Here is a 15,414-nt window from a genome sequence, read left to right on the forward strand (position 1 = left end):
GCGGACCTGCCGGGGACTAGGCCAGTCCGCGGCGTTCAAGCAGCGGCTGGATGTCTGCATCCCGGCCACGGAAGTTCCGGAAGGCCTGCAGCGGGTCAATGCTGTTGCCCTTCGAGAGCAGTTCGGTGCGGAACCGGTCCCCGTTCTCCCGGGCCAGGCCACCGTTCTCCTTGAACCACTCCACCGTGTCGGCGTCGAGTACTTCGCTCCAGATGTAGGCGTAGTACGCAGCCGCGTAACCGCCGGCGAAAATGTGCTTGAAGTAGCCGGTGCGGTAACGCGGCGGAACCAGCTCCAGGTCCACCCCGGCGTCCGCGAGGGCCCGGGCCTCGAACGCTTCCGGGTCCTCAACCGTCTCCCCGGGAGCCAGTTCATGCCAGGCCAGGTCCAGGAGGGTGGCACCAAGGTACTCCGTGGTGGCGAAGCCCTCGCCCCACACGGCGGCAGCCAGGACCTTGTCGATGACGTCCTGCGGCAGCGGCTCGCCGGTGACGTGGTGCCGGGCGAAGTTGGCGACGACCTCCGGCCAAAGCATCCACATTTCGTTGACCTGGGAAGGGTATTCCACAAAGTCCCGCGGTACGGCGGTGCCGGAGAACTGCGGATAGGTGACATCGGAGAAGAGTCCGTGCAGTGCGTGGCCGAACTCGTGGAATGCGGTAACCACCTCGTCGAAGGTGAGCAGGGTGGGTTCCCCGGCCGACGGTTTCGGGATGTTCAGGTTGTTGATGACCACAGGCGGCTCATCCAGCAGACGTGACTGGTGCACCAGGGAATTCATCCACGCGCCGCCGTTTTTGGTGTCGCGCGTGTAGTAGTCACCCAGGAACAGGCCCAGTCCGGTGCCGTCGGCATTTTTTACTTCCCAGACCCGCACGTCCGGGTGGTAGCCGGGCAGGTCGGTGCGCTCGGTGAAGCTCAGCCCGTACAGACGGTTGGCGGCGTAGAAAACACCATCCTGCAGCACACGCTCGAGCTCGAAATAAGGGCGCAGGGCGGCGAGGTCGACGTCGAACTTCTCCTTCCGCACCTGCCCGGAGTAGTACGCCCAGTCCCAGGCTTCCAGCTCGTGCCCGTCGCGGCGGGCAGCCTCGCGCAGCTCCTCCGCCTCGGCTTTCGCGTTGCGCACCGCGGCCGGCGCCAGCCTGCCCAGCATCTCGTGGATGGCGGCGAGGGACGGTGCGGTCTGGTCATCCGTGGCGTACTCCGCGTGGTTCGCAAACCCAAGCAGGGCTGCCTTCTCCGCCCGAAGAGCCGCCATTTCCGCGGCGATGGACAGGGTGTTGTTGCCGTTGGCCCGGAATCCGCGCTGGAGTGAAGCGGTGTGCAGACGGCGCCGGGTTTCCCGGTTGGTCAGTGCGGAAAGCGCCGGCTGCGGGGTGGGAAGCACCAGGGACAGCAGGTACTTGCCTGGGTGCCCTGCGGCGTCGGCGGCCGCCGCTGCTGCGGCGATGTCGTCATCCGGCAGGCCGTCCAGCTCAGCGGCGGACTCCACCACCAGGGCCGAATCGTTGGTGTCCCTGAGCAGCCGCTGGGAAAAGTCCGTGGAGAGCTCCGACAGCCGTGCGTTCAGTTCGCGCATACGCGCCTGCCCGGCGTCGTCGAGCTCCGCCCCGGCGCGGACGAAGCGGCGGCGGTACTCGGAGACCAGGCGTGCCTGTTCCTCGTTCAAGCCCGTCTCCTGCCCGGCAACCGCCTGTACGCGCTCGAAGAGGGCGCGGTTGAGGTAGATGGCGTCCTCGTGGGCGGCGAGCTTCGGGCTGATCTCCTGCTGGATGCGCTGCACTCCGTCGGTGGCATGGGCGGCGCACAGAGTGAAGAACACGACGGCGGTGCGTCCAAGTGCCTGCCCGGAGGACTCGAGCGCTGCGATGGTGTTGTCGAAATCAGGGGCCTGGGGGTTGCCCGCAATGGCCTGGATCTGTTCAGCGTGTTCCCGGATGCCGGCGTCGAATGCGGGCAGGAAATCATCTTCGGAGACCTGCTCAAACGGGGGAAGCTGATAGGGGAGGTTGCTGGCGGAAAGGAAAGGGTTGTCCATAAGCCCCAAGACTGGCACAGCGGGCCGGCCCAAACCAATGTGACCGTGGCGTAGGATCAGTCCGATTCCCCGCCGTCGGCAGTCGCAGGCCTGGGGCTGATTCCGTGGGGGAAGACATGAAACGCAGGTTGGGTACGGGGGCGCCGGGCCGTTCGGTCAGATCAACGGTGACAGGAACGCTCCTGCTGGCACTGGTGCTGGCCGGCTGCATGGGAGCGCCGGAGCCCGACGGTGCGGGAGAGCAATCCGGCAGGGCGCCGTCGTCGTCGGTTGCCCCGACCCCACCCTCGCCTACCGCTGACCCGTCCATTCCCGGCAAGGGACCGGCGTGCCCGGCGGCAAACTGCTTTTCGCTGATGCTGGCCGGCGATCTGCTGGTCCACCCGCAGCTGTGGGACCAGGCAGCGGCGGACGCTGCGGCCACGGGCAAGGGTCCGCTGGATTTTGAACCGCTGCTGGCCGGGCAGGAGGCCTATATCGCGGCGTCCGATGTGGCGGTGTGCCATATGGAGACCCCGGTGGCGGAACCGGACGGCCCCTACGCCGGCTACCCCATGTTCAACGTTCCGCCACAGATCCTCACCGCTGCCGCCTCTGCGGGGTACCAGGCCTGTACTACGGCAAGCAACCACACAATGGATGCCGGCACGGCGGGACTGAACCGGACGCTGGGGGTGCTTGATTCGCTGGGCCTGGAGCACACCGGGTCCTACGCGTCGGAGGCCGATGCGGGCAAACCAATGATCCTTCCGGTGGAAGGCGGCAGCGTGGCCGTCATCGAGGCGACCTATGGGTTGAACGGACTTCAGGCCGAGTATCCCTGGCAGGTGGATATGCTCGACGCCGGCATGATGATCGCCAAGGCGCGGACCGCGCGTGACCAGGGCGCCGACGTCGTTGTGGGTGCCATCCACGCCGGAGACGAATATGCCTCCGCGCCCAACACCCAGCAGGTGGAAACGGCGCATGCCCTGGCGGACAGCGGGGAGTTCGACTTTATCTACGGCCACCACACGCACTCGGTGCTGCCGATCGAGAACTACAACGGCACGTGGATTGTGTACGGGCTGGGCAACGCAGTGACGGAGCTTTCGCCCTGGTACGACGTGAACAACGAAGGCCTGATTGTGCGGGCCCAGTTTGCCCGCGACGACGACGGCGCATGGACCGTGAGCGATCTGGCCTGGGCCCCGTCGGTCATTGTGCGCGACCCGTACCGCTGGTGTTCCGTGGCCGCCGATCTGCCGCAGGGCGAGTGCGCGCCGTCGGACCAGCGGGAAGCAGTGCGGGCGCGGACCATTCCGGTGGTCGAGTCCATGGGTGCTGCCGCGGCCGGGGCACACGAATGGCTGGTGACGCAGGATCCGCAGTAGGGGCCGGTGGGTGTAGGGGCTGGGGCGCCGCTGCCGGGGGCGGTGCCGGTGCCGGGTGCCGGGCTGGCGGGGCCGGGTATCGGGTGCCGGGCTGGCGGGGCCGGGTATCGGGTGCCGGGCTGGCGGGCCGGGTGTCGGGTGCCGGGCTGGCGGAGCAGGGACCGGGTGCCCGTGCTAGGTGCCGGGGTTGTAGCGGGCGGGGGAGTAGGGGCGATCCGGGTGGCGTGGCCGCTCCAAGGTGCGGCCCGTCCTCCACAGGCGCGCGGCGGCCACGACTTACCCACAGGGGACAGTTTCGTGTTCCCAGCGTCGTGATCGAACCATAAACTCGAACACATGTTCGAATTATCGACCCACGCCGCGGAAGTTTCCCAGCCATCCCGCGCCCCGTTCCCAGCACCAAATGCCAGGCCCCTGACCGATGCTGAGGCCTCTCCGGCCACTGTTTCGGCATGGATCGGCAGATTGTCGAATCGCGCTTTCCTCACGGCTGTCGCCGAGGAGACTGATGCAGGGCTGGTGGATCGCCTTCGCCTCCTGGAAGAACTTAAGGCGGCCGCCAGCGCCGCACAGGCCCGGATCGCCGTCGCGCTTGACGCCTCCGTGCGCGGTGCGCATGCGCAGGCCGGGATTCCGCCGGAGCATCAGGGCAGGGGAGTTGCCGCCCAGCTTGCGCTGGCCCGGCGGGAATCACCGGCGCGGGGCGGGCGGATCCTGGGCTTCGCCAATGCCCTCGGGAAGGAAATGCCCTGCACGCTGCGGGCATTGTCCGAGGGGATCATCAGTGAATGGCGGGCCACCCTGATCGTGCGCGAAACCGCCTGCCTGTCGGTGGAAGACCGCAGCACCGTGGACCGGGAAGTGGCCGGGGACCCGGCCCTGCTGGAAGGACTTGGCGACCGGCGCCTGATTGCCCGGATCCGTAAACTCACCTACCGCATCGACCAGCAGGCCTTGGTGCGCCGGGCGGCCAAAGCAGCGGCGGACCGGTATGTCTCCTGCCGGCCCGCACCGGACACGATGACGTATCTGACCGGCCTGCTGCCTGTCGCCCAAGGCGTCGCCGTCTACGCCGCGCTAAGCCGTGCCGCAGATTCGCTGCGGGCGCGTGGTGATACGAGGGGCCGCGGACAGATCATGGCCGACACCATGGTGGAACGGATCACCGGGCAGGCCAGGGCTGACCGCGTTCCGATGGAAGTCCAGTTGGTGATGACCGACCGCACGCTGCTCAGCGGATCCGGCGAGCCTGCGCATCTGCAGGGATACGGGATCGTTCCTGCCGGATGGGCACGGACTGCCGCAGCCTTGGCGGCATCCAGTGGAGACAGCAATCCGGGAGTCATGCCGGGAGGCAGTTCCGCAGCGCCTCTGGGAGACAGGGGCGCAGCGTCTCTGGGAGACAGAGCCGCACCGTCACTGCCGGACAATACGGCATCTCACCCGCGGGACGTCGCCGCGGAAGTTGCCGGTCCGGCAGGTCTTTGGCTCCGGCGGCTGTACACCGCGCCCGGTTCCGGTGACCTCGTGGCAATGGATTCCAAGGCGCGTTATGCTCCGGAATCCCTTGCCCGGTTTATTGAAACACGGGATCAGTTCTGCCGGACACCGTGGTGCAGCGCACCTATCCGCCACCGCGACCACATCAGGGCACACAGGTCTGGCGGAAGTACGGATACAGCTAATCTGCAGGGTTTGTGTGAAGCCTGCAATCAGGCGAAAGAATCCCCAGGTTGGACAGCGGCGGTGATGGAGTCCGCCGCCCGTCTGCCGACCGGCCGTTTCCCGGAACGGCATACTGTGGAGATCACTACGCCAACGGGGCACAGCTACCGTTCCATGGCCCCGCCCCTCCCTGCATGACCTATCGGGTGATCGGCGATGTCGCTGTATCCGCTTCGGAGCGGTTGAGCCGAAACTCTGCTGCTCAGTGACTCATTGCCGTGTGCGGCAAAATGACAGTATGCCCCTCGAAGATCTACTTACCCATCTGCGGACCCTTCCCGATTCAAAGCAGAAAGAAGCGTATCTGCGCTTCCTGAATGCAATGGGAGACGCCGCGCTACGCAAGGATGGCGGCCCGGAACATGTCACCGGGTCCTGCTTCGTCTTTTCACCCGGATTCGAGCACGTTCTCCTGTGTTTCCACCGCAAGGGCCGCTTCTGGGTGCAGTTCGGCGGCCATATCGAGCCGGAAGACGCAACGGTGGCCGAAGCCGCCCAAAGGGAGGCCCGCGAGGAATCCGGACTTGGCGCTCTTGCCCTGCTCTCGCCGGCAATCATTGATATCGACCGGCACGAGTTGCAGGGCGGTTTCACCTGTTCAGCACATTGGGACGTGGGGTTCGCTGCGGTCATCAGCCCGGATGCCGTAACCACTGTGAGCGATGAAAGCGAGGCCGTCCGCTGGTTCCCGGTCAGCGAATTGCCGGCCCAGCTTCCGAAGGGATTCCACGAACGGCTGGATTACGTGCGGCGCGCGGCTATGGCTCTGCCGGAGGCAGGGTGCTGAACGCCGTGTGTCCAGGGCATTCCCTGGAGGAGTGACGGCTAGCATCGGGTGATGGATGGGGAGCAACTACTCGAAGGCGGCAACGTCGCGGCCGCCGTTGTGCGGATTGGGAATACGGTCCGAAAGCCGTGGACAGAATCGACGCCACACGTATTCGAACTCATGACCGCGGTCCGGAAGGCCGGCGTAGACGTCCCCGCGGTTCTGGGCAGGGATGAGCAGGGCCGGCAAATCACCGAATTCATACCCGGACGGCTTGCCCTCGAATCGCCTCGGCTCACGCAGGCGGAGCTTCGCCGGGTTGGAGCAATGGTCCGTGCCATCCATGATGCGAGCGAAACGTTCGTGCCCTCCCCTGAAGCGAAATGGGCCGGAGCAATCCCGGCCCCGGGAAACAACCTGGTCTGTCATAACGATCTGGCTCCTTGGAACCTCCTTATCGGTGACCGCTGGGTGTTCATTGACTGGGATGCTGCCGCACCCAGCACGCGACTATGGGATCTCGCCTATGCTGCCCAGGCGTTTACGCTCTCAGACACGACGTTGACACCGGAGCGGGCGGCGGGAAATCTGGTTGCGTTCGTTGACGGCTACGGGGCGGAACGAGGCCTTCGGGAGCAGTTGCCGGAAGCAATGCACCAGCGCGCTGCGGCCATGCACCACCTGCTGGAGTCTTCGCACGCCACGGGCCGTGAACCCTGGGGATCCATGTACGTTCAGGGCCACGGGGAACACTGGCGGGCAGCCACGGACTATGTTCATGTCCATCAGAAGATATGGACAGCAGCACTGTTGGGCTAGCACATCAGAAACGTCGGCCGACGCCGGGGCGCCGCCACGGCGCTTACAGGCGGCGGTTCCAACCGCAGGGGGGCTTATGAGCACTGAGACAGGACCGATGGATCTGCACTTCACGGCTCCGATCGGCATGCATATCAAGGGTGATGTCTGGTCCTGCGTCGAAATCCCGGACTCCAAGAATCTGTTCGGCACGGGCAAGGCCGTCAAGGTCGCTGCAACGGTGGACGGGGAACCGGTACGCGCGGCCCTGATGCCTACCGGCACCGGAGGCCACATGCTCTCGGTCAGCGCCAAGCTGCGGAAGAAGATCGGGAAGGACATCGGCGACGACGTCGTCGTATCGGTTTCGGAGCGGCTTTCCTGAGTTCCGGGGCGCGCCGTCAGCTGCCCGCTAGGCTCAACGGCATGGGCAGTGATGAATCCACCCGATCGGCGTATGGGGCGCGGGCGGCCGAATACACCAGTCTGCTGGGATGCATCGGGGATACGCACGAGCTGGATCGGCAGCGCATCGGCAATTGGGCAGCAGGTATTGAGGGCCGGGTAGTGGACGCCGGGTGCGGGCCCGGCCAGTGGACCGACTTCCTCCACCGGGGCGGAACGATGGTCCAGGGGATCGATTTTGTCCCCGAATTCATTCACAGTGCCCGCCTGCGTTTTCCCGGTGTGCCTTTTCGCGTCGCCTCGTTCCGACAGATGGGCGTCCCTGATGATTCATTGCACGGCGTGCTGGCCTGGTATTCGCTCATTCATGTCCCGCCTGACGAGCTCTCTTTGGTGTTCGCGGAGATGGGGCGCGCCCTGGTCCGGGGCGGACGGATTCTCATCGGATTCTTCGACGGACCTCCCGGGACACCTTTTCCGCATGCCGTGAGCACGGCTTACTACTGGTCCGTCGAAGCGATGGGACAGTTACTAGCCGAAGCGGGGTTCGAGGTGCTTGAGGTGGAAACGCGCCGGGATCCCGGCAAACGGGCCCACGCCGCCATGACTGCTTGCTTGGTCTGACGCGGTGGGGTGCTGGAATGTTGGACAGTTTTCGGAACGGCACGCATCGGGTCCCGGCTGCGTACGCGGCTAGTGTTGGCACCAGGGAAGGCGGAGATATGAGGGTGGGGAAGCTCTTAGGCCTGCTCGGCCTCGCGATGCTGTTGTGCGGAACCGTATCAGGCGGCCTGGCGGGAGCAGCGGTGAGCATAGCGTCCGAATTCCAGGCACGTTCCGACCCCGTCTTTGCGGGCTGGAGTTCCGGGACGTCGTGGCCGGGAGTGGCGGTGGTCCATGCAGTCACGGGCGCGCTTGTTGGTGCGGGCGCCGCTCTGGTCAGCTTTCTTGGCGCGGCCATAGGATTGCTGGTGCAGGACACGGTACGCCCGGGACGTTCGCGAAGGTCTCCGGCTTCGGCGGCCGGAATGGGAGCCGGTATCTTCACCGCCGCCGCAGCCGCCCTGGTACTTCCGGGCGGGGGATCGGCTCTCGCACTCCTTTTCATCGGTATCGGGCTCAGCCTCCTGAGCGGAATCACGACGGCGCTCCTGGCGGGTTATGCCGGCAGGTATCTGAAGCGCAGAACTTCCGACGGGTACTGACGCGGCGGCAGGGGCGGCTACTGACGCGGCGGCAGGGGCGGCCGCGGGCACGTGCGCCAGCACGAGCGCCCGGTGCGTGCCCGGACCGGGGGCAGAAGATTCGCCGGCTCCACCATGGGCGGATAGGCTGCGGGCATGAACACGACCCGCGAGTACCGCCCGGCTTTCTTCATTATCGGTGCAGCGTTGCTGGGGGCGCTGGCCGTGATCCTGACACCGGGGTTGTTCGAGAACTTCGGGTCCGTCCGGCTCGTCACAGTCCTGGTCCTGACTGCCGGTGCACTCTGTTTCGCGGTCGCCGCCTCGCGGAGCCGACGCATGGGCCCGGGAACCGGCACGGACTAGGAAAGCCGCGACGCCGGCTCGAGGCGCCCCGGACCCTACCGCGGTCGCTGCCCGGACGCTAGCGCGGACGCTGCCCGGACGGAGTCCCGAAGGCGCCCCGGACGCTAGCGCGGACGCTGCCCGGCGTGCTGGCGGGCCAGGTCGGAAAGCTTGGACAGGTCAGCAAGATCCTCTTCGGACCGCGGCACCGGCTCAAAGCTGCCGAACTTCCGGACCGCTGCCTGCTCGATCAGGAAATCCGCAATGGCCGGATTCTTCGGCAGCAGGGAACCGTGCAGGTAGCTGGCCACCACGTTCTTATACCGGGCGCCCTCGGTGCTGTCCTTGGTGTTGTTGCCTTCGCCCTTGCGGACTTCGGCCAACGGCTCGACGCCGGGACCGAGGAAGGTCTGGCCGCTGTGGTTCTCGTAGCCGTGGATCTCGCCGAACTCGCTGCTGACCGAGAGGACGTTGCCGATCAGCCGGACATCCCCGCCGTGGGTTTCCAGATCCAGGATCCCAATCCCCGGAATCAGCGTCCCCTCATGTGTCTTGAAGAACTTTCCGAAGAGCTGGTAGAGCCCGCAGATCACCAGCATCGGCAGGCCGTCGTCGGCCAGCTTACGGAGGGTGGGGGCAAGCTGCTGGAGGTCCTGCTGGATCACTACCTGTCCGCTGTCCTGGCCGCCGCCGCCCACAATGATGTCGACGTCGGACGGGAACTCGTCGCCGGCGTTGTATTCCTCGACGACTGGGGAGTAGCCGTACCACTTCAGCCGCTGCTTGAGCACCAGGACATTGCCCCAGTCTCCATAGATATTCATTTCCCGCGGGTACAGCTGCAGGATCCTGATCGTACGGTCCGCACTCATGAGACCACCTCCACCTTCGTGATCTTGGAGAGCTCCCGACGCACGGCCAGCATGGCGGTGTACGTGCAGAAGATCCGCATGGGGACCCCGGGGGAGTCCTTGATAAAACGTTTCAGGCCATCGGTAATGTCCGGCTCGATGGTGCGGACGGGCACGTCGTCATACTTCAGGCGCAGCGCCATGTCGTAGGCCCGCACGCCGCTCACCACGTCGACGCCGCCGTCGGCCAGCGATTCGAAGTCCACGTCCCACAGCCAGGACATGTCCCGGCCGTCGGCGTAGTTGTCATTGATGGCGATCATGGTCGAGTACCCGTGCGCCGCGAAGGACTTCAGGCCGAGGCGGAAGCCGCTGGGGTTCTTCACCAGCACCAGTTCCAGCGGCTGGCCGTTGACGGTCAGGGATTCCCCGCGCCCGAAGGCCGGCTCAACATTGGCCAGTGCCTCGAACAGGGCGTCGGAATCCAGGTCGGCGCCCTTGATGGTCCGTGCAAAGGCCAGTGCGGCTGCGGCATTAAAGATGTTGTAGACCCCGCGCAGCTTCAGTCCCGAGGACCGCACCTGGCCGTCCACCAGGAAGTCGGCGTCGGCCTCGCCCACGCGTTGGAGCACGACGTCGGCCTCCTGCGTGGCCGCGAGGGCCTCGGCCAGGCTGCCGCGCATCTCGTCGTCGTTAGGGAAGGTGCTGCGCAGTGACGCGTCCAGTCCGAAGTACACGGCGCGCTGTCCGTTCAGGGACTCTGCAATGCCGGCCACCCGGGGGTCTTCGCGGTTCAGCACCACGGTCTCGGTGGTGGCGCGGGCAATCTGCTCCAGCAGCCGGGTGGTCTTATCGATTTCGCCGAACCGGTCCAGCTGGTCCCGCAGTACGTTCAGCAGCAGGCTGTAGCGGGGCCGGATCAGCTTCACGAAGTGCACCGCATGTGCCTCATCCAGTTCCAGGACGGCAATATCGGCATCGAGCCGGCCGCGGAGGTTCACCTCTCCCAGCAGGGCGGCGGCCACACCGCGGGTGAAGTTGCTGCCGGTGCGGTTGGTAAAGACCTTCAGGCCCTGGCTTTCGAGCAGCTCCACCACCATCTTGGTGGTGGTGGTTTTACCGTTGGTTCCGGAGACGACGGCGACGCCGAGCGGCAGGTCCGCGAGGGTGCGGCGGATGAAGTCGGGATCGATTTTCTCCACCACCAGGCCCGGCAGGGCGGAACCGCCGCCGCGCAGTTTGGAGGCACTGCGGACCAGTTTTCCGACCAGGATGGAGAAAGAACTCATGGTTACTGAATATAGCGCACGGCCATATCTCCGGACGCTGCGGGCTGTTGCCCGGCCGTTGCCCGGCCGGGGTACCGTGGGCGTGCACCGGGCTGCCTAGAATAAGGCAATGACCAACTTCACAGGTTCCCCCGGCACAGGCCTGCGGGTGGGGGTCCTGGCACTGCAGGGCGGCGTGCGTGAACATGCGGCGGCCATCGCGGCGACGGGGGCAGCCGCTGTTCCCGTCCGCCGTCCCGGCGACCTGGAGGGGTTGTCCGGGCTGGTGCTGCCGGGCGGGGAATCCACCACCATGGGCAAGCTGCTGCGCACCTACGGCCTGGCGGACCCGCTCGAAGACGCCATCTCCGGAGGGTTCCCGGTATACGGATCCTGTGCCGGGCTGATTCTGCTGGCGGACCATCTGGTGGATCCGGCCACTGACCGTGACGGGCGTCCACAGGAAACCCTTGGGGGACTGGATATCCTGGTGCGCCGAAACGCCTTCGGGCGCCAGCGCGAGTCCTTTGAAACACAGCTTGTGTTCGACGGCCTGGATTCCCTTCCGTCACTGCCTCCCGGCGCAGAGCCGCCCCCGGTCCAGGCAGTGTTTATCCGGGCACCCGAAGTGGAGAAGGCAGGCGACTCGGTGCGCGTCCTGGCCCGGGTCCGGGATGCGCAGCCTGGTCCCGTTCCGCTCCCTTCCATGAACCGGTCAGCGGATCCGGGCATGGTTTCGGCGCCGGAACCGGATTCGGTCGCTAGAATTGTGGCAGTGCGTTCAGGGAATCTGCTGGCAACCTCTTTCCATCCGGAAATAACGGGGGAGCTCCGCATCCATGAACTATTTATCCAGATGATCAGAGGAGAAGCGTAGAGCATGTCGGGCCACTCTAAATGGGCAACCACCAAGCACAAGAAGGCCGTAATTGATGCCAAGCGCGCCAAGTCCTTCGCCAAGCTGATCAAGAACATCGAAGTTGCAGCACGTGCCGGCGGAGCCGACATGGCGGGCAACCCGGCCCTTGAACTGGCCGTGTCCAAGGCCAAGAAGACGTCCGTGCCGATCGACAACATCAACCGTGCCGTCAAGCGCGGCGCCGGCCTGCTCGGCGAGGCCGTCGACTACCAGACCATCATGTACGAAGGCTACGGACCCCAGGGCTCGGCCCTGCTGATCGAGTGCCTCACGGACAACAAAAACCGTGCCGCCTCAGAGGTGCGCCTGGCGGTTACCCGCAACGGCGGCAACATGGGCGATCCCGGATCCGTGGCCTACATGTTCACCCGCAAGGGTGTGGTCAACCTGCCCAAGAACGGCCTGACCGAGGATGATCTGCTGATGGCCGTCCTGGACGCCGGAGCCGATGAGGTCAAGGAATCCGGGGAGAACTTCGAGATCATTTCCGAGCCGCAGGACCTGCGCGCCGTCGTGGGTGCCCTGGAGGAAGCCGGCATCGACTACGAAACGGATGAAGCGGAGTTCGTTCCGTCCATGCACGTGTCCCTGGATGCCGATGCAGCCCGGAAGTTCCTGAAGCTGGTTGACGCGCTTGAAGACCTCGACGACGTCCAGAACGTGTACTCCAACGCAGACATCCCGGCCGAGGTTATGGCCGAGCTTGAAGAAGACGACTAAGCAGCCCGCTCAGTGTCTATACGCGTCCTGGGGGTGGACCCCGGCCTGACTCGCTGCGGCCTCGGAGTAGTAGAGGTCGAAGGGAACCGCCGGGCCACCCTTGTGGCCGTGGGAGTTGTCGGCACAGTGGCAGGAACGGCGCTGGACGCCCGCCTGCTGGTGATTTCCGAAGCGATCGAACTGTGGCTGGACACCCACCGGCCTGATGTCCTCGCCGTGGAACGGGTGTTCAGCCAGCTCAACGTCAGCACCGTCATGGGCACCGCCCAGGCCTCGGGTGTCGTTATTGCCGCCGCGGCACGGCGCGGGATCCCCGTGGCGCTGCACACCCCCACCGAGGTGAAGGCCGCGGTCACCGGGTCCGGCTCGGCGAATAAGGACGCGGTGGGCAAGATGGTCACCAAGATCCTCCGGCTGGATGAAATGCCCAAGCCGGCCGACGCCGCCGACGCCCTGGCCCTGGCCATCACCCACGCCTGGCGCCGCGGCGTCGCCGGCCCCGGGCCTACGGCAGGGTCCGCCTCCAGGGGTGCCGCGCCGGCATCGGGACAGACCCCGGCCCAGCGGCTGTGGGCCGAGGCGGAAGCCCGGGCAAAACGCGGAAGCTACTGATCAGCACGGCAATGCAGGCGCCAGCAAGTAGGGTATTCGTAGATATGTTCTATACAGCCTCTGGAGTTCCTTCATGATCAGTTCCCTCCGCGGGGTCGTTTCGCACGTCGGCCTCACCTCCGCCGTCATTGATGTGCACGGGCTCGGGATGCTGATCCAGGCCACCCCGCAGACCCTGGCAACCCTGCGCACGGGCAATGAAGCGTTCATCCACACCGCCATGATTGTCCGTGAGGACTCCATGACGCTTTACGGGTTCACCGACGCGGACCAGCGGGAGGTCTTCGAAATTCTCCTGGGCGTCAGTGGCGTCGGACCGCGGATCGCGCTGGCCGTCCTGGCCGTGCATACCCCCGAAGCCATCCGGGTGGCGGCGTCCAGCGGGGATGACAAAGCCTTCAGCAAGGTCTCCGGCATCGGGCCCAAGGGAGCCCGCCGGATTGTCCTGGAACTGGCGGACAAGCTGGTGCCGCACGGCACCGTGGAGAACCCGGCCGCCCCGCGCTGGCAGGAGCAGGTCCTTGCCGCCATGACCGGGCTGGGCTGGTCCGAGAAGGATGCCACCGCCGCCATCGAGGACACCGCCGCTGAATACCCGGACATCGCGGCCGCCGGCAACGTCGGGGAAATCCTGAAACTGACCCTGCGCAGGCTGGGTACCGACGGCGCCCGGACCGCTTCGCGCCGGAAGGCCGGCTGACGTGCCTACCGCTGATTCCCTGGTTGCCCCCGGTCCGGATCCGGACGACAAAGCCATTGAAGCGGCCCTTCGGCCCAAGAATCTTGATGATTTCGTGGGGCAGAAACGCGTCCGCGAACAGCTCTCCCTGGTCCTGGAAGCATCCCGCCTGCGCGGCCGCAGCGCAGACCACGTCCTGCTCTCCGGCCCTCCCGGCCTGGGCAAGACCACACTCTCCATGATCATTGCCGCGGAAATGAACGCACCTCTGCGGATCAGTTCCGGCCCCGCTATCCAGCATGCCGGCGACCTCGCCGCCATTCTTTCCTCCCTGACCGAGGGGGAGGTGCTGTTCCTGGATGAAATCCACCGGATGTCCCGCCCGGCGGAGGAAATGCTCTACATGGCCATGGAGGATTTTCGGGTGGACATTGTGGTGGGCAAGGGAGCAGGAGCCACTGCCATCCCGCTGGAGCTTCCCCCGTTCACCCTGGTCGGTGCCACCACGCGGGCCGGCCTGCTGCCGGGCCCGCTGCGGGACCGCTTCGGTTTCACCGGTCACCTGGAGTTCTACTCCACCGACGAGCTGGAACTGGTACTGCGCCGCTCGGCCATGCTGATGGACATGAAGGTCAACTCGGCCGGCTTTGCCGAAGTGGCCGGCCGCTCCCGCGGTACGCCCCGAATCGCGAACCGGCTCCTGCGCCGCGTCCGGGACTGGGCCCTGGTGCACGGGGTCGAACAGATTGACGCCCGTTCGGCCGGTGCCGCCCTGGATATGTATGAAGTGGATGTGCTGGGCCTGGACCGGTTGGACCGGGCTGTGCTGACGGCGCTGATCACCAAGTTCAACGGGGGACCGGTGGGGCTGTCCACGCTGGCCATTGCCGTCGGCGAGGAACCCGAGACCGTGGAAACCGTCGCCGAACCGTATCTGGTCCGCGAAGGCCTGCTGGGCAGGACCCCGCGCGGACGGATTGCCACCCGTGCCGCCTGGGAGCACCTGGGGCTGCAGATGCCTGAACACGTCGCTGCGGCAATGCCGGCAAACATGTTCTCCGGACCGGGGATAAACACGTCCTCTTCGCCCGGCGACGGACTGGTCCCGGAAACTTAACAGGAGCCTTTCACGTTTTCCCCTTAGACTGGCCCTAGGCACGGTCTCGGCCCGGATGCCCGGATCTGCCACAACCTTCCTCAAAAGAAACGGATTTCCCCACGTGAATATCGCTGATCTCTTCATTCCCCTGCTTCTGGCGGTCTTCGTCATCATGATGTTCCGCAAGCAGAAGAAGACGACGCAGTCGGTGGCCCAGCAGCGCTCCCAGATGGTTCCGGGCACCGAGGTCATGACCCAGTTCGGGCTTTTCGGACGGATCGTTTCCGTGGACCAGGAGGAAAACAAGGCAGTCCTGGAACTTTCCCCGGGCAACACCGCCACCGTGCACCTGCAGGCGCTGACCAAGGTAGTTGTGCAGCAGCCCGCTGAAGAGGCAGAGGCCGAGGAAACCCCGCAGGTTCCCGACGATGCGTCCTCCCTGACCCTGGGCAAGGGTGCGGCACGGGATGCCGACGCCAATCAGGATGCCTCCGCCCGGAATGAGACGCCTGAAGAAACACTCAAGCGCCTGAGCCGCGACGATACAAAAGAGAACTAGACTCTCCACGAGCTAAGCAGGGCATTGCCGCCCTGCTTGCCTCACCGGAGCCCGCTCGGCGCCGGTG

At 65.7% G+C, this 15,414-nt stretch carries 17 protein-coding genes; 14 read left to right on the plus strand and 3 right to left on the minus strand.

The window, feature by feature from the left end; translation table 11 throughout:
• Positions 1–16: 16 nt before the first annotated feature.
• On the minus strand, positions 17–2,041 hold the full coding sequence (locus tag QWJ37_RS07820) for a M3 family metallopeptidase (RefSeq protein WP_290244977.1): 2,025 nt from the start codon (positions 2,039–2,041) through the stop codon (positions 17–19).
• A 167-nt stretch (positions 2,042–2,208) separates the two neighbouring features.
• Here QWJ37_RS07820 and QWJ37_RS07825 point away from each other — a divergent pair, with 167 nt between their 5' ends.
• The 8 genes from QWJ37_RS07825 (at position 2,209) to QWJ37_RS07860 (ending at position 8,661) form a co-directional block, all read left to right on the plus strand.
• On the plus strand, positions 2,209–3,414 hold the full coding sequence (locus tag QWJ37_RS07825) for a CapA family protein (RefSeq protein WP_290244978.1): 1,206 nt from the start codon (positions 2,209–2,211) through the stop codon (positions 3,412–3,414).
• A gap of 465 nt (positions 3,415–3,879) precedes the next feature.
• Positions 3,880–5,277, plus strand: a complete 1,398-nt coding sequence (locus QWJ37_RS07830; protein ID WP_290244979.1) for an HNH endonuclease signature motif containing protein — start codon at positions 3,880–3,882, stop codon at positions 5,275–5,277.
• 100 nt (positions 5,278–5,377) lie between these two features.
• A complete protein-coding gene (locus QWJ37_RS07835) occupies positions 5,378–5,926 on the plus strand; it encodes an NUDIX domain-containing protein (protein WP_290244980.1) in 549 nt (182 codons plus the stop codon).
• Positions 5,927–5,977: 51 nt separating this feature from the next.
• Positions 5,978–6,727, plus strand: a complete 750-nt coding sequence (locus QWJ37_RS07840) for a phosphotransferase (protein WP_227901709.1) — start codon at positions 5,978–5,980, stop codon at positions 6,725–6,727.
• 76 nt (positions 6,728–6,803) lie between these two features.
• Positions 6,804–7,091: a DUF1905 domain-containing protein gene (locus QWJ37_RS07845; RefSeq protein ID WP_227927727.1), complete on the plus strand. Its 288-nt coding sequence runs from the start codon at positions 6,804–6,806 to the stop codon at positions 7,089–7,091.
• 41 nt (positions 7,092–7,132) lie between these two features.
• Positions 7,133–7,735 (plus strand): class I SAM-dependent methyltransferase, encoded by a 603-nt coding sequence (locus tag QWJ37_RS07850; RefSeq protein WP_290244981.1) that lies wholly within the window; start codon positions 7,133–7,135, stop codon positions 7,733–7,735.
• Between the two features lie 182 nt (positions 7,736–7,917).
• Positions 7,918–8,316 (plus strand): hypothetical protein, encoded by a 399-nt coding sequence (locus QWJ37_RS07855; protein WP_290244982.1) that lies wholly within the window; start codon positions 7,918–7,920, stop codon positions 8,314–8,316.
• Between the two features lie 135 nt (positions 8,317–8,451).
• Positions 8,452–8,661: a hypothetical protein gene (locus QWJ37_RS07860; protein WP_227927730.1), complete on the plus strand. Its 210-nt coding sequence runs from the start codon at positions 8,452–8,454 to the stop codon at positions 8,659–8,661.
• Positions 8,662–8,765: 104 nt separating this feature from the next.
• Here QWJ37_RS07860 and QWJ37_RS07865 read toward each other — a convergent pair whose 3' ends face one another.
• Complete coding sequence (locus tag QWJ37_RS07865) at positions 8,766–9,512, minus strand: glutamine amidotransferase (protein ID WP_227901718.1); 747 nt, start codon at positions 9,510–9,512, stop codon at positions 8,766–8,768.
• The gene (locus tag QWJ37_RS07870; protein WP_227927732.1) at positions 9,509–10,780 is read right to left on the minus strand and encodes a Mur ligase family protein; all 1,272 of its coding nucleotides are present in this window, start codon (positions 10,778–10,780) and stop codon (positions 9,509–9,511) included. The genes QWJ37_RS07865 and QWJ37_RS07870 overlap by 4 nt, the downstream gene beginning before the upstream one ends.
• A gap of 109 nt (positions 10,781–10,889) precedes the next feature.
• On the opposite strand from QWJ37_RS07870, the gene pdxT reads away from it, so the two are divergent.
• The 6 genes from pdxT (at position 10,890) to QWJ37_RS07900 (ending at position 15,347) form a co-directional block, all read left to right on the plus strand.
• Positions 10,890–11,636 carry a pyridoxal 5'-phosphate synthase glutaminase subunit PdxT gene (gene pdxT, locus QWJ37_RS07875; protein WP_290244983.1) on the plus strand — a complete coding sequence of 249 codons (747 nt, stop codon included), beginning with the start codon at positions 10,890–10,892 and terminating at the stop codon, positions 11,634–11,636.
• Between the two features lie 3 nt (positions 11,637–11,639).
• Positions 11,640–12,398, plus strand: coding sequence for a YebC/PmpR family DNA-binding transcriptional regulator (locus QWJ37_RS07880; RefSeq protein ID WP_227901724.1), 759 nt, complete (start codon positions 11,640–11,642; stop codon positions 12,396–12,398).
• Between the two features lie 12 nt (positions 12,399–12,410).
• Complete coding sequence (ruvC, locus tag QWJ37_RS07885) at positions 12,411–13,010, plus strand: crossover junction endodeoxyribonuclease RuvC (RefSeq protein WP_290244984.1); 600 nt, start codon at positions 12,411–12,413, stop codon at positions 13,008–13,010.
• A gap of 73 nt (positions 13,011–13,083) precedes the next feature.
• Entirely contained in the window at positions 13,084–13,710 is a 627-nt protein-coding gene (ruvA, locus tag QWJ37_RS07890) for a Holliday junction branch migration protein RuvA (protein ID WP_227927735.1), read from the plus strand.
• Between the two features lies 1 nt (position 13,711).
• Positions 13,712–14,806, plus strand: coding sequence for a Holliday junction branch migration DNA helicase RuvB (gene ruvB, locus QWJ37_RS07895; RefSeq protein WP_227901727.1), 1,095 nt, complete (start codon positions 13,712–13,714; stop codon positions 14,804–14,806).
• A gap of 103 nt (positions 14,807–14,909) precedes the next feature.
• The gene (locus QWJ37_RS07900; protein ID WP_341482008.1) at positions 14,910–15,347 is read left to right on the plus strand and encodes a preprotein translocase subunit YajC; all 438 of its coding nucleotides are present in this window, start codon (positions 14,910–14,912) and stop codon (positions 15,345–15,347) included.
• Positions 15,348–15,414: the final 67 nt, after the last annotated feature.

The organism is Arthrobacter sp. YD2 (assembly GCF_030410475.1).
Lineage (GTDB): Bacteria > Actinomycetota > Actinomycetes > Actinomycetales > Micrococcaceae > Arthrobacter_B > Arthrobacter_B zhangbolii.